This is a genomic window from Pseudomonas sp. BF-RE-25, assembly GCF_019956105.1.
GTDB lineage: Bacteria > Pseudomonadota > Gammaproteobacteria > Pseudomonadales > Pseudomonadaceae > Aquipseudomonas > Aquipseudomonas migulae.
This window is the reverse complement of sequence record NZ_JAHBDB010000011.1, coordinates 206,501-230,770: the sequence shown is the minus strand read 5'-3', so window position 1 is coordinate 230,770 and position 24,270 is coordinate 206,501. Positions and strand designations below refer to the sequence as shown.

Genomic DNA, 24,270 nt, shown 5'->3' with positions numbered 1-24,270 from the left:
ACTTCATCGCATAAGCCAATGACCTGTAAGCATTTCACTAGAACTGAACGGCAAATGCAGACACCATAGCCCTCAACAGCCTCACACCCTGGAGTCAGCCCGCGTGCCGCAACACACCCCCGATCTTCCTCCTGAACTTCGTCCCTTGGCCGAGATGCCGCTGCTCAAGCGCCTGGCCGCCCGATTCTTTGGCCATGGGCTGACGCGTCTGCGTGCACAGCATCGGGCGTCATGGCTGCATGGCCAGGCCGACGGTTTTCGCAGCGGTCACAGCGCCGGGGTGGATTACGGCTATAAGGAAGGCAAGCTCGAAGGGTTGGAGGAAGGTCGGCAGGTGTTGCTGATTCGTGACTCGCGCTCCACCGAACACCGGCCCCCCAACGTCGATGACAACCTGTTCGACGACTGGCGCCTGCCATTGAGCGCCGAGCTGAAGAAGCGCATGAAAGCTGATGTCGCTCGTTTGCTGGCGCCGCACGCTCAACCCAGCGCCGCGCAGTGGAAAATGATCTTCAGCGACACGCCATCGACGTCGGTCATCGCCGGCGCGGGGGCGGGCAAGTCGACCACCCTTGTGCTGCGCATTTTGTTGCTGACCCACTATCTGGGCTTTGAGCTGAGCTCAATGACCGTCGTGACCTTTACACGGGAGTCGCGCAAGGACTTCATCAACAAACTGATCGAGATGTTTGCGCTCTGGGGGCGGCCGCTCGGTTTCAAGGAAGCGCGGGACCTGGTGCGCACCTTCCATTCGCGAATCCTGCCCATGGTGCGCAGCCTGCCGGGCTTCGAGCGGCTGCAAGCGTTTGAAAACCTCAGCAGCCGTGTGCAAGGCGCTGATGATGAGGCCGATAGCAATCCTTTCGATTTGCGCATCAACGACGCCCAGCGTCAGCAGCTCAACGCCTGCTATCACAACCTGCACACACGTGATGAGCGCTTTCGCGAACTGATCAAGCCGTTGTCGCGCCATGCCTTGCAGCTCAAGGAGCTGGAGCGCGATCACCCGGACGTGCAAAAACGCATGGCCGTGACTGAGCTGGCCGCCAAGCGTGATGAAGAGCTGTGCGACTTGATTGAAGATCTGTGGTTTCGCGCAGGTGCCTGGCCCATCAAAGGCATCGAGCCCAATCGCCAGTCGTTTGATATCAACGGCTCGACCTTTCATTGCCATGGCTATATCCCGAGTCTGGATGCGTGGGTCGTGCTGGGTTTCGATCCTCGGGAAAACCCGCAGGTCAGCCGCCCGAATGCCAAGCTCAGCGTTCGCGCGGAATGGGCGGTAAAGCGAACCCTGTTTCAAGCTTTCTGTCGTAAGCCTTTGATATGGCTGGATAGTTATGAGGCTTCAAAGCGTGTTTTGGCCTCCCTTGCGGGCGATGCCAGCGCCGGGCCGGGGTTCGATTACAAGGTCAAGGGCGAACTCGGTTCCGCGCCGTTGCTGGACTGTTTTGTCGCGGCGGCCGGGTTTATCGAAAACCTTGGCCTGGATGTTCCGAATGCCGTGGGCCAGATGAGCTTCGCCAAGGACGACCCGGACCGGTTTTTCTTCGAGGCCTTGAGCCTGTTCTGGCGAGCCCTGGAAGATCATCTGCTGGATCAGAAGCCGCCGGTAATGACCTACAACCGTATGTTCGCCTTGTTCAGCGAGCATTCCCCGGAAAACCAGAAGTTGTTGAGCGATGAACTGCTGCGACCGCTGTCGCACCTGATGATCGACGAGTTTCAGGACGTATCGCCGCAGATTGTTTCCTGGATTCGTGCCAGCCTCGCCGAGATTCGCAGTCGTGGCCCGGCCATGCACGTGGGACGCGGCGCTCAGCGTTCGTCGCTGCTGTGCGTGGGCGATGACTGGCAGTCCATTTATGGATGGCGCGGCAGTTCGCCGACGTATTTCATGGAGTTCAACAAGGAGTTTCCTTCGCCGAGCACGACCAGGGTCATGCTCAGCGACAACTATCGCAGCCATCAACACATCATCGATGCCGCCGAACACATCGTGCGCGCCGCACCGGCCATCGCCGGCAAGAAGGCCAAGGCCAGTGGCGAGTCGAAAGCGCTGCTGCCAGTCAATGTGCTCGATCGGGATGATCAAGGCTTGGCCAAGCGGTTGATGGAACACTACAGGCAGGGCGATACAATCTTGATGCTTTATCGAAAAAGTAGCGATAAGTCATTGATAGAAGAGCATATTCAGCCTGTAGTTAATGTTGATTCTAGCTTGCCGTACGAATCACGACGACTGAAGCAGTTGACCTATCACAGCGCCAAAGGCCTTCAGGCCGACGCGGTGTTTCTGTTGGGAGACTGCCAGCACCTGACCAGTTCGCCCTACAAGAATCAGGTCTACCGCATGGCGGGTCTGGGCAAGGCTGGCGACAACGAAGCTTACGATAACGCGCAAAAAGACGAGATTCTGCGGCTGGCCTATGTCGGCATCACCCGGGCGGTCAGCCATTGCTACTGGTATGTCGATGGCCAGGACACCCAGGCGGCGAACATGCCCAAGGCCTCCGACCGGATCGGCAAGGGCAAGGCGTTTTTTGCCGATCACCGGAGCAAGACATCGGCGTAAACCCGTACTCACAAAAAAGCCCACAAGATGTGGGCTTTTTATTAGGGCAATTGCGCTTCAACCTTCAGGCATAACTCCTGAGGGCCACCGGAGGAATGAAAGAATTGAGCTCATCCTCCACCGCTTCGATGATTCGTTCTACGTCCGCTGCGTTCATGACAGTGGCGCACGGAATGCCGGCAATGGCGATCATGGTCTCGCCCGTGGCGCGGTCAAAAAGACGGGCAATCATGCTGCCCGGTGCGTCCATGCTCGCCTCAAAACCCATGGGATGAAAATGCCAGCGCATCAGCTGGCAGGCGTTTGGAAAGGTGACTTTACTGAACCCTTTATTCATATGTTGCCCGCCTTGTTCATCGAGCGCTTCCGTTAGCTCATGTTAGGAGGGAAGAGCCTTCATTGGCTCAACCGTTGACTGTCTTTAAAAGTAGCATCCGCATGTGAAAATAATGTGGATTTTTCAGGCCGATTGGCAATTGGTTGCTTTTTTTTGATTCGGCTCACAGCGCTGTGACCTTTCAGCAAAAGGCCAGTACTGCTTGCTCATTGAAGCCGGTGCGGAATTTCGGCAAGCTCGCCTTTTTCTCGTCGAGTCCTTTATGCATGCCGATGATGATGGTCCGCTGCAAACCCAGGCCACGAGCGAGACGGTCATGCGCTATCACCTGCGCTGGAAGCACCGCGACCTGGACGGTGTCATGGCGTTGTATCACCCGGACATCCAGTACAGCGACTTCTTCCAGAACCGCGTGATGGGGCTGGACGAATTGCGCGAGTACGTGCGCAGCAGCATGCCGCGCGATCCGGATGAAGCGCTGGAGCACTCGGACCGCATCCGTCTGGACGGCAACACCGCGTTCATTCAGTACCGCATTACTCTGCGCGGTGGTGAAGGGTTGGTGTCATTTCGGGCCAGCGAGGCGATTACCGTCCGCGACGGTCTGATCTGGCGAGTCAACGAATACGCCTCGCTGGTGCATGAGCAGCCCGTCAGCAAAACCGCAAACAGTGCACGCCCGGCCGTCAGCCGGCTCGGGTTGTCGCCGCGTCAATTGAGTTTCATGGCGCAAGACCTGCAACAGTACTTCCAGCACCAGCAACCCTATCTGGACCCGGAGCTCGATTTGCAACGGGTGGCGAAGGCGTGCGGGTACAGCCGCAATCAGATGTCCTATCTGCTGAACCAGGTGCTGGGCCAGAGTTTCTACCGCTACGTAAACCAGGCGCGCTTGCAACATGTGCTCGCCGCACTGGAAAACGCCGCGCCGCCACTGCGTATCGACGATCTGGCGTTTGCCGCCGGCTTCAATTCGCTCTCGGCGTTCTACAGCTGTTTCCGCCAGCACACCGGTCTGTCGCCCAAGGCCTACGTCAAACAAATTTCTTTGCGTGCACGCGCGCAAGACAGCCTCTGAGCCCACGCACTAGGATCAACGCCATCGAAGTTTGAGTGGCGGAGTCTTGCATGCCGGCGTGGCGCACTATCAGTTTGTGGATGGATCAACTCGACGAGCCGTTGCTGGCGCGTCCGGCGCTGGAACACGATCTTGACGTCGACGTCGCCATCATCGGCGCGGGGTACACCGGGCTCTGGACTGCGTACTACCTCAAGCGCCTGGCACCGGGCCTGAACATTGCCATCGTTGAAGCGCAAACCGCCGGTTTTGGCGCCTCCGGGCGTAATGGCGGCTGGTTGATGGGCAACCTCCTGGGGGAAGACCGTTTGCTCGCCGATTTACCGGCCGAGCGGCGGCGGGCGTCGTATGACCTGCTGCACAGCATTCCCGATGAAGTTGAAGTTGTCCTCGAACGTGAAGGCATCGACTGCGATTACCGTAAAGGCGGGGCGCTGTATTGCGCGGCGCGGTATCCGGAACAGGAAGCCAGCCTTCGACAGTATCTGGACAAACTGTATGGCCAGGGCCTGACGGAAAGCCATTACCGCTGGCTCAGCCCCGAGCAGTTGGCGCAACAGATCAGAATCGCCAAGCCTTATGGCGGTATCTATGCACCGCACGTGGCAACCCTGCACCCGGCAAAGTTGGTGCGAGGTCTAGCCAGGACGGTCGAACGCATGGGCGTCAGGATTTACGAAAACAGTCCGGTCACCCACTGGCAATCGGGCAGCCTGCGCACGGCGAAGGCCATGGTGCGCAGCCGCTGGATCGTTCCGGCGGTAGAAGGCTATGCGACCACGCTGCCTCCGCTGGGGCGCTATCAGTTGCCGGTGCAAAGCCTGATCGTCGCCACCGAACCACTGTCCGCCGCCACTTGGGACGAAATCGGCCTGAGCCACGGGCAGGCGTTCGGCGAAAGCAGTCGCCAGGTGACTTACGGTCAGCGTACGGCGGACAACCGCCTGGTGTTCGGCGCGCGGGGCGGCTATCAGTTTGCCGGCAAGCTGCGTCATGACTTCGACCTGACCGCCAGTGAAGTCGACTTGCGGCGTTACCTGTTCGGCGAACTCTTCCCGCAACTCAAGAACGTACGTATCACCCATGGCTGGGGCGGCAACCTTGGCATGTCTCGGCGGTTCAAGCCGCACATGTTGTGCGATCAAGCGAGCGGCATTGCGATTTCCGGCGGTTATGGCGGGGAGGGCGTTGGTGCCAGCAACCTGGGTGGACGGACCTTGGCTGACTTGATCCTGCAACGCGATACCGAGCTGGTTCGCCAGCCGTGGGTCATCCCTCAGGGCGGTCTCGATGCACTGAAGCCCTGGGAACCGGAACCCTGCCGCTGGCTCGGCTACAACGCGATCATCCGCAGCTTCGTCCATGAAGACCAGACCCTGGCCAACCCGGCTACCGCGCCTTGGCGACGCAAACTGGCCAGTGGGGTCGCCGGGTTCATGGAAGGTTTCATGCAGTAATCGGCGCTTTCTCCATAGACAGGTACTCCCATGGGCATAACGCAGTTCAAGAACACCGCAACCCTGAAGCTGGACGAATCAAACCCGGTCGCCGTGCCGTTGGGAACTCCCGTGGCGGTGGCGTCCACCACCAGCGTCGAACGCGACGACGGTGTCGAAACCGGCGTCTGGGAATGCACCCCCGGCCGTTGGCGTCGGCAGATCGTGGCCCAGGAATTCTGTCATTTCATCCAGGGGCGCTGCACCTTCACTCCGGATGACGGTGAAACCCTTCACATAGAAGCCGGCGACGCACTGATGTTGCCAGCCAACAGCCTCGGTATCTGGGACATCCAGGAAACCGTACGCAAGACCTACGTTTTGATTTTTTGATCCTCTGATTGCCTGCCAACAAAAACTCACACAGGAATCCACTCATGATCCGAAAGACCCTGGCACTCGCTCCCCTGGCGCTCTTCGTGAGCCTCAGTCACGCCGCCGACACCGTGAAGATCTACAACTGGTCGGACTACATCGCCCCGGACACCACCAAAGACTTTCAGAAAGAAACCGGCATCGGCTTCAGCTATGACGTGTACGACAGCAACGAAACCCTCGACGGCAAGTTGATGACCGGCAAATCCGGTTACGACGTGGTGTTCCCGTCCAACCACTTCATGGCGCGGCAGATCGAGGGCGGGGCGCTGAAGAAGCTCGACAAGAGCCAGTTGCCGAACTGGAAGAACCTCAATCCGGTACTGCTCAAAGCCCTGCAAACCAACGACCCGGGCAATGAGCACGGCTTCCCGTACCTGTGGGGCAGCACCGGCATCGGCTACAACATTGCCAAGGTCAAAGCGGTGTTGGGTGATAACGCGCCGGTGGATTCCTGGGACCTGATCTTCAAACCCGAAAACATGGCAAAACTGCAGAAGTGTGGTGTGGCCATCCTCGACAACGGGCCTGAACTGCTGCCGGCCGCGCTGAACTACCTGGGCTTGCCGCATCACAGCAAGAACCCGGAAGACTACAAGAAGGCTGAAGCGCTGCTGATGAAAGTCCGGCCTTACGTCAGCTATTTCCACTCGTCCAAGTACACCAGCGATCTCGCCAACGGTGACATCTGCGTGGCGGTCGGTTTCTCCGGCGATATCCTGCAGGCCGAAAACCGCGCCAGGGAAGCCAAGAACGGCGTAGACATCGGCTATGCGATTCCCAAGGAAGGCGCGGCCATCTGGTTCGACATGGTCGCCATGCCCGCCGACGCCCCGGACGAAAAAGCCGGCTACGCCTTCATGGACTACCTGTTGCGCCCGGCCGTCATGGCCAGCATCAGTAACTACGTGCACTACGCCAATGGCAACGAACAGGCTGACAGCCTGATCGACCCGGCAATCAAGAACGACACCAAGGTTTATCCGAGCCCGGAAATGATGGGAAAACTGTTCGCGCTGGAAGCGATGCCGCTGAACATCGACCGGATTCGGACGCGGGTGTGGAACAAGATTCGCACGGGCAGCTGACAGGTTGCACCAAGGCATCGGGACAGGACGTCCCGTTGCGCAATCAGCCGACCGGCTCGACCGTGCAACTCATTTGCCCTGAGCCGGGTATCTGGAACAAGGCATCGCTGCCGTTCTGCAAGAAGCTGTAGCTCCCCCGGTAATCCTTGCCGTTGAATTGGGTTGCGGAATCATTTGGCACCTGGATAAGGGTGGCAGAGGTATTCGCCCATTTCAGGTACACGACACGCGGCTCGACATTGAAGTAAGTGACGGCAATCAGCGCGTTGAGCCCGGTGCAACGAAAGGCTACCGGGCCGTCGGTGAGCCTGCTCGGGTCCTTGGTTCGTGCAATCACCGAGCCTTGGCGAAGCTGATGCGCACGCTCGGCATAACTGCGGATCGTGCAGGCCTTGGGTTCCGCCTCGGCAGAGCAGCGATTGCGGGCGTCTACCCAGAACCGTTGTTCGATCTCGACTTTGTCAGGCCGCGGCACGGAATGATCGTCTGTGAGCGCGAGGCGATAGAGGCGCGTCAGTTCAATGTCCATCTGCTTCAGTTGTGGGGTGCGGCAGATCAGCTTCTCGATGGCAGCGCTGGCCCTGGCGCAGTCGAAGCTGGTTGCCAGGACCGTAGAAGTCCCGGCATTCGCGCACAGGCTCGTTGCCGCACATGCACTGGCGGTAATGAGCCTGACCCACAAGGGCGTGACCCTTTTCATCTCGGCTTCACCCGGATCATTTCATAAGGCCCGCGAAGAAACTTAACCCGGTATTCAGTGTGGTCTCATTCTTCGAAAAGTCTAATTTTTACCCATGGAAGTGCGCGAATCAAAACGCCAATAGTCGGACAATTTTGATCCTGGCAACTTACCTTTATTTAATATTTAAATTGTCAATTGTCCGACAATAACGCTGGCTCCTTATTTTAAATGCACTGACTTCTAATCGCGCCTATTGTTTTCGGGCATATTCTGAAGTGCGCAAACTTGACGCCAAAAAAGTAGTGGACGATTGATTTCAAATTGTGTCAGTTTTCTTTCGCCTTCATTGGGCGAGTGATAGGACGATCTCGCCAGAGATTGTTGCTATCTAAAAAAACTGTTCCATAGCAAAACAAGGAAGTGTGTTTATGTCGAAAGTAAAAGACAGCATTATTGATTCCGCTGAACAGGCATTCCAGCCATTTCAAGCCTTGGCGGCTCCCAGTTCTGCGTTCAACCAGATCAATAGTTTCAGCCATCAATATGACCGTGGCGGCAGTCTGACGGTCAATGGCAAACCCTCGTTTTCCGTCGATCAGGCAGCCACCCAATTGCTGCGCGACGGAGCTGCCTACCAGGACAAGGACGGCAGCGGCAAAATCGAACTGACCTACACGTTCCTGACCTCGGCCTCGTCGAGCACCATGAACAAGCACGGGATTACCGGGTTCAGTCAGTTCAGTGCCCAGCAGAAAGGCCAGACCGTGCTCGCCCTGCAATCCTGGGCCGACGTCGCCAATGTCACCTTCACGGAAAAGGCCACCGGCGGCGACGGTCACATGACCTTCGGCAACTACAGCGGCGGCCAGGACGGCGCAGCGGCATTCGCTTATTTGCCTGGCACGGGCGCAGGTTACGACGGGACTTCCTGGTACCTGATCAACAGCAGCTACACGCCCAACAAGACCCCGGACCTGAACAACTACGGCCGGCAAACCCTGACCCACGAAATCGGGCACACCCTTGGCCTGGCACACCCCGGCGACTACAACGCCGGTGAAGGCGCACCGACCTACAACGACGCGTCCTACGGGCAAGACACCCGCGGCTACAGCGTCATGAGTTACTGGAGTGAAAGCAACACCAGCCAGAACTTCAGCAAGGGCGGCGTCGAAGCTTATGCGTCGGGCCCGTTGATCGACGATATCGCGGCCATCCAGAAACTCTACGGCGCCAACACCACCACCCGCACCGGTGACACCACTTACGGCTTCAACTCCAACACCGGTCGCGATTTCCTGAGCGCGTCTTCGTCGGCGGACAAGGTCGTGTTTTCGGTGTGGGATGCGGGCGGCAAGGACACCCTGGATTTCTCCGGGTTTACCCAAAACCAGAAGATCAACCTCAATGAGACCTCGTTCTCCGACGTTGGCGGCCTAGTGGGTAACGTGTCCATCGCCAAGGGCGTCACCGTCGAAAACGCCATTGGCGGTTCGGGCAATGATTTGCTGATCGGTAACGGCGTCTCCAACGAGCTGAAGGGTGGTGCCGGCAACGACATCCTTTACGGCGCGGGCGGTGCGGACAAGTTGTGGGGCGGCACCGGTTCGGACACCTTCGTGTTCGCCGCCAGCAGCGACTCCAAACCGGGTGCAGTCGACCAGATTCTCGATTTTGTCAGCGGCCTCGACAAGATCGACCTGACCGGCATCACCAACGGTGCAGGCCTGCATTTCGTGAGCGCATTCACGGGTGCGGCGGGCGATGCCGTGCTGACGACCTCCGGTGGTAACAGCCTGCTGTCGGTGGACTTCTCCGGGCACGGCGTGGCGGACTTCCTGGTCAGCACCGTCGGCCAGGCGGCGTACTCGGACATCGTGGCCTGATTCAAGGCAAAAGGAGGGCGGCGCCGATGCGCCGCCCTTTGTCACTTGAGCCACGAACCTGAGTGAAACGCCTATGATTTGTAACGCTTTTACCTGCAAAACAAACGTGTGGCTGTTAGCCGCGCTCATGATGTTTTTTGGAGATGTAGCCATGGCAAGCAGCCTGAAGTTGGCAGACCCGTCGGAGCTGGCGGGAAAATGGCGGGTGACGCAGCAAGACAACCCGTCGATCGTTTGCCCCCTCGAATTCAAAGCCAACCAGACGTTGGGCGACGGCACCGAGTGCCTCGTCGAATGGCTGGAGGAACAACCGGTCGGCTGGTTCCCTGAGCCCGACGGCATCGCGCTCACCGGCAAGGAAGGGTCGAAGATTGTGTTTTTCAGTCGTCAGCGCGACGGGCTGTATCGAGGCACTTCAAAGTCCGGGCTGATCATAATACTTGAGCACCCGCTTGATTAATCGAGATGCGCAAAGTTGTTATTAAAGTGTAAGTAACGACCTCGCCAGGCAGGCGCGGGATAACACCTCAGGAAGAGCCCATGAAGATGGCGAATAACCCGGTTTCCACGCCGTTAATAAGGGCGCTGGGTGATTACAAGAGCATTCTGATCAGCGTCGGTTGTTTTACGGCGCTAATCAACATTCTGATGTTAGTGCCCTCTATTTATATGCTCCAGGTCTATGACCGGGTGCTGTCATCACAAAATGAAACCACGCTGGCCATGTTGTCGCTGATGGTCGTGGGGTTCTTTGCGTTTATCGGCTTGCTGGAGATTATTCGCAGTTTTATCGTCATTCGTATCGGCAGCCAACTGGAACGCCGCTTCAACCTGCGGGTTTATCAGGCCGCTTTCGAGCGCAATCTGTTCAAAGGCGAAGGCAACGCCGGGCAGTCGCTGGGGGATTTGACTCACATTCGCCAGTTCGTGACCGGCCCGGCGCTGTTCGCCTTCTTCGATGCCCCCTGGTTCCCGGTGTACCTGCTCGTGATCTATCTGTTCAACGTCTGGCTCGGCGTGTTTGCCACGGCGGGCGCGGTAGTGCTGATCGGGCTGGCGTGCCTCAATGAGGCCATGACCAAAAAGCCTTTGGGAGACGCGGCGGTTTTCTCCCAGAAGTCCAGCCAGATGGCCACCAGTCACCTGCATAACGCTGAAACCATTCAAGCCATGGGCATGCTCGGCGCCTTGCGTCATCGCTGGTTCCAGGTGCATTCGCGTTTCCTCGGCCAGCAGAACAAGGCCAGCGACACCGGCGCGGTCATCAGCTCCCTGAGCAAAACCTTGCGTCTGTGCCTGCAATCCCTCGTATTGGGTCTGGGCGCGCTGCTGGTGATCAAGGGCGACATGACCGCCGGGATGATGATTGCCGGTTCGATCCTGATGGGCCGCGTCCTGAGCCCCATCGATCAACTGATCGCGGTCTGGAAACAGTGGAGCGGCGCCAAGCTCGCTTACCGCCGTCTCGATGCGCTGCTGCAAGCCTTCCCGCCGAGCGACGACGTCATGGCGCTGCCGGCACCGAAGGGCCACATCCGTTTTGAACAGGTCAGCGCCGGTCCTCCCGGGCAGCGCGGTGCGACGTTGCACCTTGTCAATTTCAGCCTCGATGCCGGCGAAGTGCTCGGCGTGCTGGGCGCTTCCGGTTCCGGCAAATCGACCCTGGCCCGAGTGCTGGTCGGCGTATGGCCGACCCTTGGTGGCACGGTGCGCCTCGACGGTGCCGATATCCATCGCTGGAATCGCGACGAACTCGGTCCCTACATCGGTTATCTGCCGCAAGACATCGAACTGTTCAGCGGCAGCATCGCGCAAAACATCGCCCGGTTCCGTGAGGCCGATCCGCAAACCGTCGTCGCGGCCGCGCAACAGGCGGGTGTGCATGAACTGATCCTGCGCATGCCTCAGGGTTACGACACGCTGCTCGGCGAGGACGGCAGTGGCTTGTCCGGCGGTCAGAAGCAGCGCGTGGCACTGGCGCGTGCCTTGTACGGCAAGCCGAGCCTGGTGGTGCTGGACGAACCGAACTCCAACCTCGACACCGTCGGCGAAGCAGCATTGGCCAGTGCCATCGCGCACATGAAAGCCCAAGGCACCAGCGTGATCCTGGTGACTCACCGCTCTTCGGCACTGGCCCAGGCCGACAAGTTGCTGGTGCTCAACGACGGTCGTTTGCAAGCGTTCGGCCCGAGCCAGGACGTGCTCAAGGCGCTTTCCGGTGCCCAGGAACAAAAGCCCGCGCAGGCACCGGGTGGGTTGAGCATGAGCCGGCAGTATCAGCCCTCGACAAGGAGTTCGGGTGTATGAGCAACCTCAGCGAAGCCAACATGGAACACGACTACATCGCCGAACGCCCCGAGCGCGATGCGCGTTTTTTTGCGCGTATGGGCTGGATTCTGGCCATTGTCGGCGCCGGCAGTTTCTTCACTTGGGCCAGCCTGGCGCCGCTCGACCAAGGTATTCCGGTGCAAGGCACCGTGGTGGTCTCGGGCAAGCGCAAAGCGGTGCAATCGATGAGCAGCGGGGTGGTCAGCCGGATTCTGGTGCGCGAAGGTCAAGCGGTGAAACAGGGGCAGCCGCTGTTTCAACTCGACCAGACCCAAGTCGCCGCCGACGTGCAATCCCTGCAAGCGCAATACCGCATGGCCTGGGCCAGCCTGGCGCGCTGGCAAAGCGAACGGGACAACCTCAAGCAGGTGAATTTTCCGGCCGAACTGAGCAACGATCCCGAGCCGCGTCTGGCGTTGGTACTGGAAGGCCAGCGGCAGTTGTTCAGCAGCCGCCGTGAAGCGTTTTCCCGCGAGCAGGCTGCCTTGCGCGCGAGCATCGAAGGCGCTGGCGCGCAACTGGCCGGCATGCGCCGCGCACGCTCGGACTTGACCGCCCAGGCCAGTTCCCTGCAACAGCAACTGAGCAACCTTCAGCCGCTGGCGGACAACGGCTACATCCCGCGCAATCGGTTGATGGAGTACCAGCGCCAACTGTCGCAGGTGCAACAACAATTGGCAGAAAACACCGGCGAAAGCGGCCGGGTGGAGCAGGGCATCCTCGAATCGCGGCTGAAACTGCAACAACACATCGAGGAGTACCAGAAAGAAGTCCGCACTCAGCTGGCCGACGCGCAGCTCAAAAGCGTGACGCTGGAGGAGCAACTGACCTCCGCCGGTTTCGACTTGCAGCACAGCGAAATCATCGCCACCGCCGATGGCATCGCGGTCAACCTCGGTGTGCATACCGAAGGCGCTGTGGTGCGCCAGGGCGAAACCCTGCTGGAAATCGTTCCGCAGGGCACTCGCCTGGAAGTGGAAGGGCATCTGCCGATCAACCTGATCGACAAGGTCGGTACGCACTTGCCGGTGGACATTTTGTTCACCGCGTTCAACCAGAGCCGCACGCCACGGGTTCCCGGCGAAGTCAGCCTGATTTCCGCCGACCAGATGGTCGATGAGAAAACTGGCGCTCCGTATTACGTACTGCGCAGCAGCGTCAGCGAACACGCCATGGAAAAACTCAACGGCCTGGTGATCAAGCCCGGCATGCCCGCGGAAATGTTCGTGCGCACCGGTGAGCGTTCGCTCCTCAACTATCTGTTCAAGCCGCTGCTCGACCGGGCAGGTTCCGCGTTGACCGAGGAATAAGGATGTTGCGCTGTATGAATAAGCTGTCTGTGTTTGCGGCGAGCCTTGTGCTGCTGACCTGTAACCCGACCATGGCCATGGGACCGTTCGACCTCTACGAGCAAGCGTTGCGCAATGATCCGGTGTTCCTCGGCGCGATCAAGGAGCGCGACGCCGGCCTTGAAAACCGCGCGATCGGCCGCGCCGGGCTGCTGCCGAAACTGGGTTACAACTACAACAAGGGCCGCAACACCTCCAAGGTCATTTACCTCAACGAGCGCGGGCAAAACCAGAGCGATGACCGCAACTACAGCAGTTACGGTTCGTCGTTGACCCTGCAACAACCGTTGCTGGACTACGAGGCCTACGCGACGTACCGCAAAGGCGTGGCGCAGTCGCTGTTCGCCGATGAGAACTTTCGCGGCAAGAGCCAGCAATTGCTGGTGCGGGTGCTGGAGAACTACACCCAGGCGCTGTTCGCCCAGGACCAGATCGACATCACCCAGGCCAGGAAGAAAGCCTTCGAGCAACAGTTCCGGCAGAACGAGCAATTGTTCCGTCAGGGCGAGGGCACGCGCACCGACATCCTCGAAGCCGAGTCACGCTACGAGCTGGCAATCGCCGAAGAAATCGAAGCCCGCAACGAGCAGGACGCGTCCCTGCGAGAACTGGGCGCGCTGATCGGCGTGCCGGCCGTCGACATCAGCGATCTCGCGCCGCTGGATCAGCAGTTCCAGACCTTCACCCTGCAACCGGCCAATTACGACACCTGGCATGAGATGGCGGTCGCCAACAATCCGGGCCTGGCCTCGCAACGTCAGGCGCTGGAAGTGGCGCGCTACGAGGTGGAGCGCAATCGCGCCGGGCACCTGCCCAAAGTCAGCGCCTACGCAACGGTGCGCCAGAACGAATCGGAAAGCGGCAACACCTACAACCAGCGCTACGACACCAACACCATCGGCATCGAGGTCAACGTCCCGCTGTACGCTGGTGGCGGTGTCTCGGCGTCGACCCGTCAGGCCAGCCGCGCCATGGAGCAGGCCGAATACGAACTGGACGGCAAGACGCGGGAAACCCTGATTGAGTTGCGTCGCCAGTTCAGCGCGTGCCTGTCGGGGGTGAACAAGCTGCGGGCCTATCAGAAAGCGCTGACGTCCGCCGAAGCGCTGGTGGTGTCGACCCGGCAAAGCATTCTCGGCGGTGAGCGGGTCAACCTCGACGCGCTGAACGCCGAGCAGCAGCTCTACACCACACGCCGCGATCTCGCGCAGAGCCGCTACGACTATTTGATGGCATGGACCAAGTTGCATTACTACGCCGGCACCTTGAACGAGCAAGACCTGGCCAAGGTTGACGAAGCATTTGGGCAAGGCCCGAAGGAACGCCGGAAAGATCTCTGACAATTCCAACAAAAGAGAGGCTTTACCATGGGTGTGTACGACTACAAAAACATCGGCACAGCAGATTCAAAGGCGTTGTTCACCGACGCCATGGCAATCACGCTGTACTCCTATCACAACCTCGATAACGGCTTTGCCACCGGTTATCAGCACAATGGCTTCGGCCTGGGTTTGCCGGCGACGCTGGTGACTGCGTTGATTGGCGGTACTGACTCCCAGGGCGTGATTCCCGGCGTGCCGTGGAACCCGGATTCAGAAAAAGCCGCGCTGGCGGCGGTGCAGAAAGCCGGCTGGACGCCGATCACCGCCGCGCAGCTGGGTTACGACGGCAAGGTTGATGCACGCGGTACGTTCTTCGGCGAAAAGGCCGGGTACACCAGCGCGCAAGTGGAAATCCTCGGCAAGTACGATGCGCAGGGCCATCTCAGTGAAATCGGCGTGGCCTTTCGCGGCACCAGTGGACCTCGGGAAAGCCTGATCAGCGATTCGATCGCCGACGTGATCAACGACGTTCTGGCCGCGTTGGGCCCCAAGGATTACGCGAAAAACTACGTGGGCGAGGCCTTCGGCGACTTGCTTGCCGATGTTGCCGCGTTTGCCCGGGCCAATGGCCTGTCGGGCAAGGACGTGCTGGTCAGTGGCCACAGCCTCGGCGGGCTGGCGGTCAATAGCCTGGCGGACCTGAGCAACGACAAGTGGGCCGGGTTCTACCAGGATGCCAACTACATTGCCTACGCCTCACCAACACAAAGCAGCACCGATAAAGTGCTGAACGTCGGTTATGAGAACGACCCGGTGTTCCGCGCACTCGACGGCTCGTCCTTCAACCTGTCGTCGCTGGGCGTACACGATGCGCATCAGGACTCGGCGACCAACAACATTGTCAGCTTCAACGATCATTACGCCTCGACGGTGTGGAATGTGCTGCCGTATTCCATCCTCAATATACCGACCTGGATTTCCCACCTGCCCACGGGGTATGGCGATGGCATGACGCGGGTGCTGGAGTCGAAGTTCTACGACCTTACCAGCAAGGACTCGACCCTCATTGTTGCCAACCTCTCTGACCCGGCGCGCAGCAGCACATGGGTTCAGGACCTCAACCGCAACGCCGAAACACACAAGGGCAGCACCTTCATCATTGGCAGCGACGGCAACGACCTGATTCAGGGTGGCAAGGGCAACGACTACCTGGAAGGCCGCGATGGCAACGACACCTTTCGCGATGGCGGCGGCTACAACATCGTGCTGGGTGGCAAGGGCAGTAACGTGCTGGATCTGCAGCAGTCAGTGAAAAACTTCGATTTCGCCAATGACGGTGCGGGGAATTTGTACATCCGCGATGCGCAGGGCGGCATCAGCATCACCCGCGACATCGGCAGCATTGTCACGAAGGAGCCGGGGTTTCTCTGGGGGCTGTTCAAGGATGACGTGACCCACAAGGTCACCGCCAACGGCCTTGCGGTGGGCAACGACCTGACGCAGTACGCGTCCACCCTGAAGGGCGGAGCGGGAGCCGATACGTTGAAGGCGCATCCCGGCGGTGATTGGTTGTTTGGTCTGGACGGCAACGACCATCTGGTGGGCGGCCAAGGCAACGACGTGTTGGTGGGCGGGGCCGGAAATGACCTGATGGAGGCGGGTGGCGGGTTCGATACGTTCTTGTTCAGTGGCGCGTTTGGCCAGGATCGGGTCGTGGGTTATCAGGCGAACGACAAACTGGTGTTTCTCGGGGTTCAGGGTGTGGCGCCGAATGATGACGTACGCGCCCATGCCACGGTTGTGGGGCAAGACACGGTGCTGACGTTTGGCGGTGATTCGGTGACGTTGGTCGGGGTTGGGCTGGATAGCCTGGCCAATGTCGTCATTGCCTGAAGGTGATGTGGCGCCGGTAAGGGCCTCTTCGCCGGCAAGCCGGCTCCTACAAGATTTCTGTAGGAGCCGGCTTGCCGGCGATGAACGATAACGCGGTCTTCAGTCTTCCTTGCGAACCGTGGCCACGTCATTAACCTTGACCTTCACTTTCGCCCCGGAAATATCTTCGAACTCGTAAAAGCCTTCTTTGGTATTGGCTTTTGGCATGTCCTTGGTCAAATATTGAGTGCCGTTCTGCAGCGTCACCACCGTTGGCGTCGAGCAACCGGCCAGGGCCAGAAGGGCTGCCGCTACCAGTGGCAAACCCAGTGTCTTGATATTCATAACCACCTCTCATCCTCCAAAAATCAGCGCGACTGCTTCAAATCCTTCAATCGCCGCTGCACTTCTACCGCCGTTGGTGCGACGGATCCCCGGAAAGTTCGACGGGTCACCCAAAAAAACCGGATCGCGCCGCCGCTTATCCTTTTCCGTTTGCACCGGAAGGGTCGTAGCTGGTATCTGTACGCATAACCAGTATTCGTACGCCACGGCCCTGTTTTCCTGTGACCACAAATCCCCTCGACGATCCGTTCTATTACTTGAACAACTTCATGCAAGTGCTTGATTGGCTTGAACATCGTTATGCCGATGTATTGAGTGTCGAGGAGCAATGCTTCATCCGTGAGTTCAATCGACTGCCCCGGGAACCCCGTGCGCTCTTGGTCCGGATGGTCATGCGAAAGGGCGTTCACTTCCGGGCGAGCAAACTGCATTACGTCGAGATCGGCGACATTGCCATGGCCGCTGAGCCGTTGTTGGCCCAGGGCTGGATCGATGAGCAGTCGTCGCTGCCGCTCGACGTGGTGTTCGAGGCGTTGCTCAAGGCCGAAATCCTTCAATGTTTCGGTGCCGCCATCGATCAGCCCAAAGGGAAAAAGTCCGACTGGCTGCCTGCATTGAGCGAACGGTTTCCCGAGGTACAACCCTTCAATCAGTGGTGCGCACCACTGAATGATCGGTTGTTCAGCCTGACTATCATGGGCTTGTGCGATCGCCTGCGCCTGATGTTTTTCGGCAATCTTTACCAGGACTGGTCGGAATTCGTGCTTGCCGACCTCGGCATCTTTACCTATGAAAAAGTCGAGTTCTGCGCGGAATCACGCGGCTTGCGCAGTCGCGAGGACGTGGATGCCTGCCTGTTTCTCCATGACTGTCAGCAGCAGTTCGAGGCCGGTGAAGCGGTGCCGACGGTTGTCGGGCAGATCAACGGGTTGGTGCTGAGCAATCCCTGGCTGCAAAAACGGCGCAGCAAATTGCTGTTCCAGATCGGTCAGCACTGCGAACGCGTGGCGGATTTCGCCAATGCCCTGGGCATATACCGCGAGTGCGCCTGGCCTGGCGCACGGTCGCGGTTGATTCGTGTGCTGGAGCGCTGCGGCGAGTATCAGTTGGCCATGGACCTGGCCGTTGCTGCCGGGCAATCGCCGGAAAGCGCCGCCGAACAACAGCAATTACTGCGAGTGGTGCCCAGGCTGCGGCGCAAACTCGGCGGGCCGGCAGTGAAACGATCCTCTCCACGGGAAATGCAGCGTCTCGATCTGCAACTGCCCAGAACCGACCCGATGCTGTCGGTGGAGTTTTACGTTCAGGCGCATCTGGCGGAGGAATCGGCGCCGGTGCATTACGTCGAAAACAGCCTGATCAACTCATTGTTCGGGTTGCTGTGCTGGCCGGCAATCTTTGCGCCGTTACCGGGGGCGTTTTTCCACCCGTTCCAGCGAGGGCCGGCGGATTTGCTCAATGAAGACTTCCAGGCGCGGCGGGCCGATCTGTTTCAGGCCTGCCTCGCCGAGCTGGATGACGGACGTTACCGCCAGACCATCCGTGAGCGGTATGTCGCCAAGTGGGGCGTGCAGTCGCCTTTCGTGTTCTGGGGCGCGTTGAGCGAACCACTGCTTGAGCAGGCCCTGGACTGCCTGCCCGCCGAGCACCTCAAACACTGGTTCAACCGCCTGCTGCTGGACATCAAGGCCAACCGCGCCGGCATGCCGGACCTGATCCAGTTCTGGCCGCAGCACAAGACCTACCGCATGATCGAAGTCAAAGGCCCGGGTGATCGTCTGCAGGACAATCAGTTGCGCTGGCTCGAGTTCTGCCATGAACACCAGATGCCGATTGCTGTTTGCTACGTGCAGTGGGCGGAGCAGGGCGCTTGAGCTACAGCATCGCGGTGCGGGCGTTGTGTGAATTCACCGCCAAGGTCGGGGACCTCGACCTGCGTTTCACGCCCTCGCCGACGGCACTGGAAGGGATCGTCGGCCACCGTACGGTGGCGTCCCGGCGCAGCGAGGGTTACCAGAGTGAGGTCGCGCTTGAAGGTCTGTACCAGACGTTGAAGGTCAAGGGCAGGGCGGACGGCTACGACCCGGCGCAAAACTGCCTGGAAGAAGTCAAAACCTATCGCGGGGACTTGAGCAAACAACCGGCCAACCATCGTCAACTGCATTGGGCGCAGGCCAAGGTCTATGGCTGGTTGATGTGCCAGAAACTGGGCCTGGCGCAGATCAACCTGGCGCTGGTGTATTTCGACATCGTCAGCGAAAAGGAAACCTGCCTGGTCGAGGCCTTCAGCGCTGAGGAACTGCAGGTGTTCTTCGAGCACCATTGCCGACTGTTCCTGCATTGGGCCGAACAGGAAATGGCCCATCGCGAGGCGCGCAACGGCGCGGCGCAGCAACTGGCGTTTCCCCACGCAGGCTTTCGTCCGGGCCAACGGCATCTGGCCGAGTCGGTGTTCAAGGCGGTCAGCACCGGCCGCTGCCTGATGGCGCAGGCGCCGACCGGCATTGGCAAGACGCTCGGCACGCTGTTTCCGATGCTCAAGGCGCTGGCGCCGCAGCAACTGGACAAGGTGTTCTTCCTCACGGCAAAAACGCCGGGGCGCAAACTGGCGCTCGATGCTGCGCAGGTGATCCTCGACAGCGCTGATGCGCCGCCGCTGCGGGTTCTGGAGATGATCGCCCGGGACAAGGCCTGCGAACATCCGGACAAAGCCTGCCACGGCGAATCCTGCCCATTGGCCCAAGGCTTCTATGATCGCTTGCCGGCCGCGCGCCAGGCCGCCAGCGAGCTGTCAGTGTTGAACCAGAATGCCTTGCGCGAGGTGGCCGTGAAACATGCGGTGTGCCCGTACTACCTGAGCCAGGAAATGGCCCGTTGGTCAGACGTGGTGGTCGCCGACTACAACTATTATTTCGATTTCAGTGCGCTGCTGTTCGGGCTGGCCCAGGCCAATAACTGGAAAGTCGCGGTGCTGGTGGACGAAGCCCACAACCTGGTGGAGCGCGGCCGGCAGATGTACAGCGCCAGTCTCGACCAGTCGGCCCTCAATAGCGTGCGTAAAACCGCGCCCGAGCCGTTGAAAAAATCCCTGCAACGGGTCAATCGTGAGTGGAACGCCCTGCATAACCTGCAACTTGGTGCGTATCAGGCCTACGACAAGCCTCCGGAAAAATTGCTTCAGGCGCTGTCCTCGTGCAGTGCAAGCATCGGCGATTACCTCAATGATCACCCGCAGGGCCTGGACAGCGCATTGCAGACGTTTTATTTCGACATGCTGCAATTCTGCCGCGTTGCCGAACTCTTCGATGAACAGTTTCTGTTCGACATCAGCAAACGGGACCTCGAGCGCAAAAAGCCGCTCTCGCAACTGTGCCTGCGCAACGTGGTGCCTGCCGGTTTCATCCGCCCGCGCCTGACGGCTGCACGCAGCACCGTGCTGTTCTCCGCGACGTTGAGCCCGCGTCATTACTATGGGGATCTCCTCGGGACGCCGGCGAACACGGTGTGGATCGATGTCGAATCACCGTTTCACGCTGACCAGTTGAAGGTCCATATCGTCAATCAGATCTCTACGCGGTTCGTCCATCGACAGTCGTCCCTGGCGCCGATCGTCGAGCTGATTGCCCGGCAGTTCAGTCAGCGTCCCGGCAATTACCTGGCGTTTTTCAGTAGCTTCGATTACTTGCAGCAAGTCGCGCAGTTGCTGGCCGAAAAACACCCGCACATCACGGTGTGGGCGCAATCCCGGGGTATGGGAGAAGCCCGGCGCCAGGACTTTCTCGATCAATTCACCGCGGACAGCCAAGGAGTTGGCTTCGCAGTGCTGGGCGGGGCATTTGGCGAAGGCATCGACTTGCCCGGCGCGCGGTTGATCGGTGCATTTATCGCCACCTTGGGCCTGGCGCAACTCAACCCGGTCAATGAACAGTTGAAGCATCGCATGGCCGCGATTTTCGGTGCCGGTTACGACTACACCTACCTGTTTCCCGGCGTGCAGAAAGTGGTGCAGGCCGCAGGGCGAGTGATCCGCACCCAGCAGGATGAGGGGGTGGTGATGTTGATCGATGACCGGTTTGGCGACAGCAAGGTCAAGCAACTGCTGCCGCGCTGGTGGTCGGTTGCTCCGGCGATTTCGCTCTCGGCTGAGTAGGATTTTTTACCTTAAAAAACATCGACATACCTTGAAAAACTCAGACATTTGAACAAGTGGCGAATGCCCGCTTTATTCATAGAGGCAATCATCACTTTCAAACCAGTCTTTGATAAGGAAATCAAGGTATGTCAGCAGCACCGAACTATACGTACACCCAAGAGCAGGTCACGGCCGCATTCGATGAAATAAAAGCGACGCTGTTCAGCGGCATCAGGGCCGAGGCAACCCCGAAAATGCTGATCGTTGCCGGCCTGCAGGGATCGGGCAAAACGTATCTGCTTGAAAAAAGTCTTCTGTCTTCGGGCCGCTACAAAAACTACGTGCGGCTATACCTGCCCGAATACCGGAAAAAACACCCTCACTACGCTGAGATGATCAAGCTTGGCGTTCTGCATGCGTATGAGCATACAGAGGCGTTTGTACGTGAGGTCAGCGCGATGATCTTTACGCAGGCATTCGTCGGCAAATACAACATCGTCATGGAATGCGCGTTCGACAGCCTCGATTTCGCGGCTTTTCCGCCGACGGCAACAGCCGCCGGTTATCAGTTCGAGACTCATATCGTTGGTTGCACCCAAGAGTTCGCTCACGTGTCGAGCATCAAGAGAGCACTCAACAGCCTCGAAAACCAGGAAATGGAAAGATTTCTGACGGGATCAACACTGGCTGCCAGCATGGGGTATGCACAAGCGATCATCCTGGCCATCGAGACGGCCTCAAAAGCGATCAGCGGTTCGCAAATCACTGTGTACGAACGCGGATTCGGCATGTTGAAAGAGCGAGCGATACGGGCTCAGAGCACTTACACCCTGGATGCCGACGGCTCGCTGACCAAAACGACAACCCTGAGGCATTTTGAGCACATCGTTTACTCGCGGATTATTGATAACCCTGTTTTTGCGGTGAATGGTCACCACGAAATCATCAAGGAGTGCCATCTGGCGCTGCTCAAGATCGCGGGTCATACCCAGCATGTTCCGAGTTTCGTATACAACGATCTGTATGCCTGCATTGTCAGATATGCAAACCGATAAGACTTTGCGTCGAGCGGGGTATTTCGGCTTTCCAAACCCCGGGTTTGTCGCATACTCCTCAAAAAGCATTCACGACGTGAGGGCTCAATGAACGAAGATCGAGGCAAAGCCAGCACCATCGAGGACGGGCGTTTTCGCCTGTTGATCGATGCGGTGATTGACTATGCGATCTACATGATTGATCCCGACGGCATCATTACCAGTTGGAATGCCGGCGCTCGACGCTTCAAAGGGTATGAGGAAGCGGAAATCCTCGGTCAGCATTTTTCGCGTTTCTACACCGAAGAGGACCGTATCAAGGGGATGCCCCAACGAGCCCTGGACACCGCCATTCGCGAAGGGCGTTTCGAGGGGGAAGGCTGGCGGGTGCGCAAGGACGGTACGCATTTCTGGTGCCATGTGGTGATCGATCCGATCCTCGATTCGACGGGCAAGTTGCTGGGGTTTGCCAAGATCACCCGGGACCTGACCGACCGCAAAATGGCTGAAGAAGTGCTCAAGCAAAGCGAACAGCAGTTCCGGCTGCTGGTGCAGAGTGTCACGGACTACGCCATCTACATGCTCGACGCTAACGGACGGCTGACCAACTGGAACCCTGGTGCCCAGCGCATCAAGGGTTACTTGCCCGAAGAAGTGATCGGTCAGCATTTTTCGATGTTTTACACCCCGGAAGACCGCGCAGCCGGCGAACCGAAGCGCACGCTGGACATTGCCGTCCGTGAGGGGCGATTCGAGAACAAAGGCTGGCGAGTGCGCAAGGACGGCACGCGGTTCCTGGCGCATGTCGTGGTCGATCCGATCTGGGGCGATACCGGGACGTTGCTCGGTTTCGCCAAGATCACCCGGGATATCACTGAAGCGACCCGCGCTCAGCAGGCGCTCGAACAAACCCGTGAAGCGCTTTTCCAGGCGCAAAAAATGCAAGCCATCGGGCAATTGAGCGGGGGGATTGCCCATGACTTCAATAATTTGTTGACGGTGATCCTTGGCAATCTGGAAATCGTGCGCAAGCGAATCGGGGACGATTCGAAGATCACCCGATTGCTGGACAACGCTACTCAAGGCGCCTTGCGCGGAGTGGCGCTGACCCAGCGCATGCTGGCCTTTGCCAGGCGTCAGGAACTGAAGACCGAGTCCGTCGAGATACCGACGCTGGTGGAGGGCATCACCGGCCTGTTGCGCAGTTCCCTCGGGCCTTCCGTAGCGCTCGAAACCCGTTTTACGGAAACAATCGAGCCCGTTTGGGCCGACAAAAACCAGCTCGAACTGGCAGTTCTGAACCTGGCGACCAATGCCCGCGACGCCATGCCCCATGGCGGCAAGCTCCTGATCAGCGCGCGCCCTGAAGACGCCGGCGATCACTCCTCGCTCACGCCAATGACAGGTCGTTATGTTTGCCTGAGCATCAATGACACCGGGGAGGGCATGGACGACGCCACACTCGCCGTGGCGATGGACCCGTTCTTCACCACCAAAGGGGTCGGCAAAGGTACGGGGCTGGGATTGTCGATGGTGCATGGCTTCATCGAACAATTGGGCGGGCGATTCATTCTAAAAAGCCAGAAGGGCAAGGGCACCACGGCCGAACTGTGGATTCCCGTCGCCACACAGGGTTCGATCGCCAAGCCTGCCCAGGAGGAAGCCGCACCGCCGGTGCCTCGTCTGTGCGTGCTGGTGGTGGATGACGACAGCCTGGTGCTGACCAGTACCTGCCTGTTGCTCGAAGATCTGGGCCATCAGGTGATCAGTGCGGTATCCGGGGCTCAAGCGCTGACAGTGCTCGACAGCGAACAAGTCATCGACCTGGTCATTACCGACATGGCCATGCCGCAAATGAACGGTGCGCAACTGGCGCAGGCGATCCGAAGCATCAGGCCCGACCTGCCGATCATCCTCGCCACCGGTTACGCCGAGCGGCTGGAAGGCTTTGCGACCCGGCTCCCACGCCTGTCCAAACCATTCACGCAACTCAACCTGGTGGAAATCATCGCCTCGACATTACGGTAATAAACCGCCCGCTCTTCAAGCGTACGCGCTTATTCTCCCGCGCCCGTAGAAGCCGGCTTGCCGGCGATTGGCCCTTGAGCCCTGTGGTGACCATGCGGACGTCATCGCTAGCAAGCCAGCTCCTACAAGGTACGAGGTGGCTGGCAGTAATATGTGCCGCAACAAATCCCTGTAGGAGCCGGCTTGCCGGCGATTGGCCCTTGAACCCTGCGGTGACCTTGCGGATGTCATCGCCGGCAAGCCGGCTCCTACAACGTGCGAGGTGGCTGGCAGGGATGTGTGCCGCAACAAACTTCTGTAGGAGCCGGCTTGCCGGCGATTGGCCCTCGAGCCTTGCGCTGAC

General features: G+C 59.1%; 18 protein-coding genes. 15 read left to right on the top strand and 3 right to left on the bottom strand.

All coding sequences use genetic code 11. The features are described 5' to 3' along the window. Positions 1-103: 103 nt before the first annotated feature. Positions 104-2,575, top strand: a complete 2,472-nt coding sequence (locus KGB24_RS06710) for a UvrD-helicase domain-containing protein (protein ID WP_223414360.1) — start codon at positions 104-106, stop codon at positions 2,573-2,575. A gap of 64 nt (positions 2,576-2,639) precedes the next feature. On the opposite strand, the gene KGB24_RS06705 is transcribed toward KGB24_RS06710, so the two are convergent. Further along, positions 2,640-2,912 carry a DUF1652 domain-containing protein gene (locus tag KGB24_RS06705; RefSeq protein ID WP_223414359.1) on the bottom strand — a complete coding sequence of 91 codons (273 nt, stop codon included), beginning with the start codon at positions 2,910-2,912 and terminating at the stop codon, positions 2,640-2,642. Between the two features lie 262 nt (positions 2,913-3,174). Between KGB24_RS06705 and KGB24_RS06700 the strand changes: the two genes are divergently transcribed. The 4 genes from KGB24_RS06700 to KGB24_RS06685 are packed head-to-tail and all read left to right on the top strand — an operon-like array spanning position 3,175 to position 6,949. Further along, entirely contained in the window at positions 3,175-3,990 is an 816-nt protein-coding gene (locus KGB24_RS06700) for a helix-turn-helix transcriptional regulator (protein WP_008026304.1), read from the top strand. Positions 3,991-4,040: 50 nt separating this feature from the next. Further along, a complete protein-coding gene (locus KGB24_RS06695) occupies positions 4,041-5,447 on the top strand; it encodes an NAD(P)/FAD-dependent oxidoreductase (RefSeq protein WP_223414358.1) in 1,407 nt (468 codons plus the stop codon). Positions 5,448-5,477: 30 nt separating this feature from the next. Continuing rightward, on the top strand, positions 5,478-5,819 hold the full coding sequence (locus KGB24_RS06690) for a cupin domain-containing protein (protein WP_008026311.1): 342 nt from the start codon (positions 5,478-5,480) through the stop codon (positions 5,817-5,819). 44 nt (positions 5,820-5,863) lie between these two features. Beyond that, positions 5,864-6,949, top strand: coding sequence for a polyamine ABC transporter substrate-binding protein (locus KGB24_RS06685; protein WP_192227154.1), 1,086 nt, complete (start codon positions 5,864-5,866; stop codon positions 6,947-6,949). A gap of 43 nt (positions 6,950-6,992) precedes the next feature. Here the strand turns inward: KGB24_RS06685 and KGB24_RS06680 are convergent, their stop codons facing one another. After that, positions 6,993-7,649: a hypothetical protein gene (locus KGB24_RS06680; protein ID WP_032828617.1), complete on the bottom strand. Its 657-nt coding sequence runs from the start codon at positions 7,647-7,649 to the stop codon at positions 6,993-6,995. 410 nt (positions 7,650-8,059) lie between these two features. Here KGB24_RS06680 and KGB24_RS06675 point away from each other — a divergent pair, with 410 nt between their 5' ends. The 6 genes from KGB24_RS06675 (at position 8,060) to KGB24_RS06650 (ending at position 16,409) form a co-directional block, all read left to right on the top strand. Beyond that, positions 8,060-9,517, top strand: a complete 1,458-nt coding sequence (locus KGB24_RS06675) for a serralysin family metalloprotease (protein WP_223414357.1) — start codon at positions 8,060-8,062, stop codon at positions 9,515-9,517. Between the two features lie 73 nt (positions 9,518-9,590). Beyond that, positions 9,591-9,977 (top strand): AprI/Inh family metalloprotease inhibitor, encoded by a 387-nt coding sequence (locus KGB24_RS06670; RefSeq protein WP_207284344.1) that lies wholly within the window; start codon positions 9,591-9,593, stop codon positions 9,975-9,977. 80 nt (positions 9,978-10,057) lie between these two features. Next, a complete protein-coding gene (locus tag KGB24_RS06665) occupies positions 10,058-11,824 on the top strand; it encodes a type I secretion system permease/ATPase (RefSeq protein ID WP_223414356.1) in 1,767 nt (588 codons plus the stop codon). Continuing rightward, positions 11,821-13,155, top strand: coding sequence for an HlyD family type I secretion periplasmic adaptor subunit (locus tag KGB24_RS06660; protein ID WP_223414355.1), 1,335 nt, complete (start codon positions 11,821-11,823; stop codon positions 13,153-13,155). Before KGB24_RS06665 ends, KGB24_RS06660 begins: the two co-directional genes overlap by 4 nt. Positions 13,156-13,157: 2 nt before the next feature. Then, positions 13,158-14,534, top strand: a complete 1,377-nt coding sequence (locus KGB24_RS06655) for a TolC family outer membrane protein (protein WP_223414354.1) — start codon at positions 13,158-13,160, stop codon at positions 14,532-14,534. Positions 14,535-14,561: 27 nt separating this feature from the next. Then, entirely contained in the window at positions 14,562-16,409 is a 1,848-nt protein-coding gene (locus KGB24_RS06650; protein ID WP_223414352.1) for a polyurethanase, read from the top strand. 99 nt (positions 16,410-16,508) lie between these two features. Here the strand turns inward: KGB24_RS06650 and KGB24_RS06645 are convergent, their stop codons facing one another. Further along, on the bottom strand, positions 16,509-16,733 hold the full coding sequence (locus KGB24_RS06645) for a YgdI/YgdR family lipoprotein (protein ID WP_008026328.1): 225 nt from the start codon (positions 16,731-16,733) through the stop codon (positions 16,509-16,511). A gap of 221 nt (positions 16,734-16,954) precedes the next feature. Here KGB24_RS06645 and KGB24_RS06640 point away from each other — a divergent pair, with 221 nt between their 5' ends. From KGB24_RS06640 to KGB24_RS06625, 4 genes are all read left to right on the top strand, one after another. Continuing rightward, positions 16,955-18,607, top strand: a complete 1,653-nt coding sequence (locus KGB24_RS06640) for a VRR-NUC domain-containing protein (RefSeq protein WP_411736627.1) — start codon at positions 16,955-16,957, stop codon at positions 18,605-18,607. Then, positions 18,604-20,883: an ATP-dependent DNA helicase gene (locus KGB24_RS06635; protein WP_223414351.1), complete on the top strand. Its 2,280-nt coding sequence runs from the start codon at positions 18,604-18,606 to the stop codon at positions 20,881-20,883. Before KGB24_RS06640 ends, KGB24_RS06635 begins: the two co-directional genes overlap by 4 nt. Before the next feature lie 128 nt (positions 20,884-21,011). Continuing rightward, a complete protein-coding gene (locus KGB24_RS06630; RefSeq protein ID WP_223414350.1) occupies positions 21,012-21,920 on the top strand; it encodes a zeta toxin family protein in 909 nt (302 codons plus the stop codon). Between the two features lie 87 nt (positions 21,921-22,007). After that, the gene (locus tag KGB24_RS06625; RefSeq protein WP_223414349.1) at positions 22,008-23,927 is read left to right on the top strand and encodes a PAS domain-containing sensor histidine kinase; all 1,920 of its coding nucleotides are present in this window, start codon (positions 22,008-22,010) and stop codon (positions 23,925-23,927) included. Positions 23,928-24,270 lie beyond the last annotated feature (343 nt).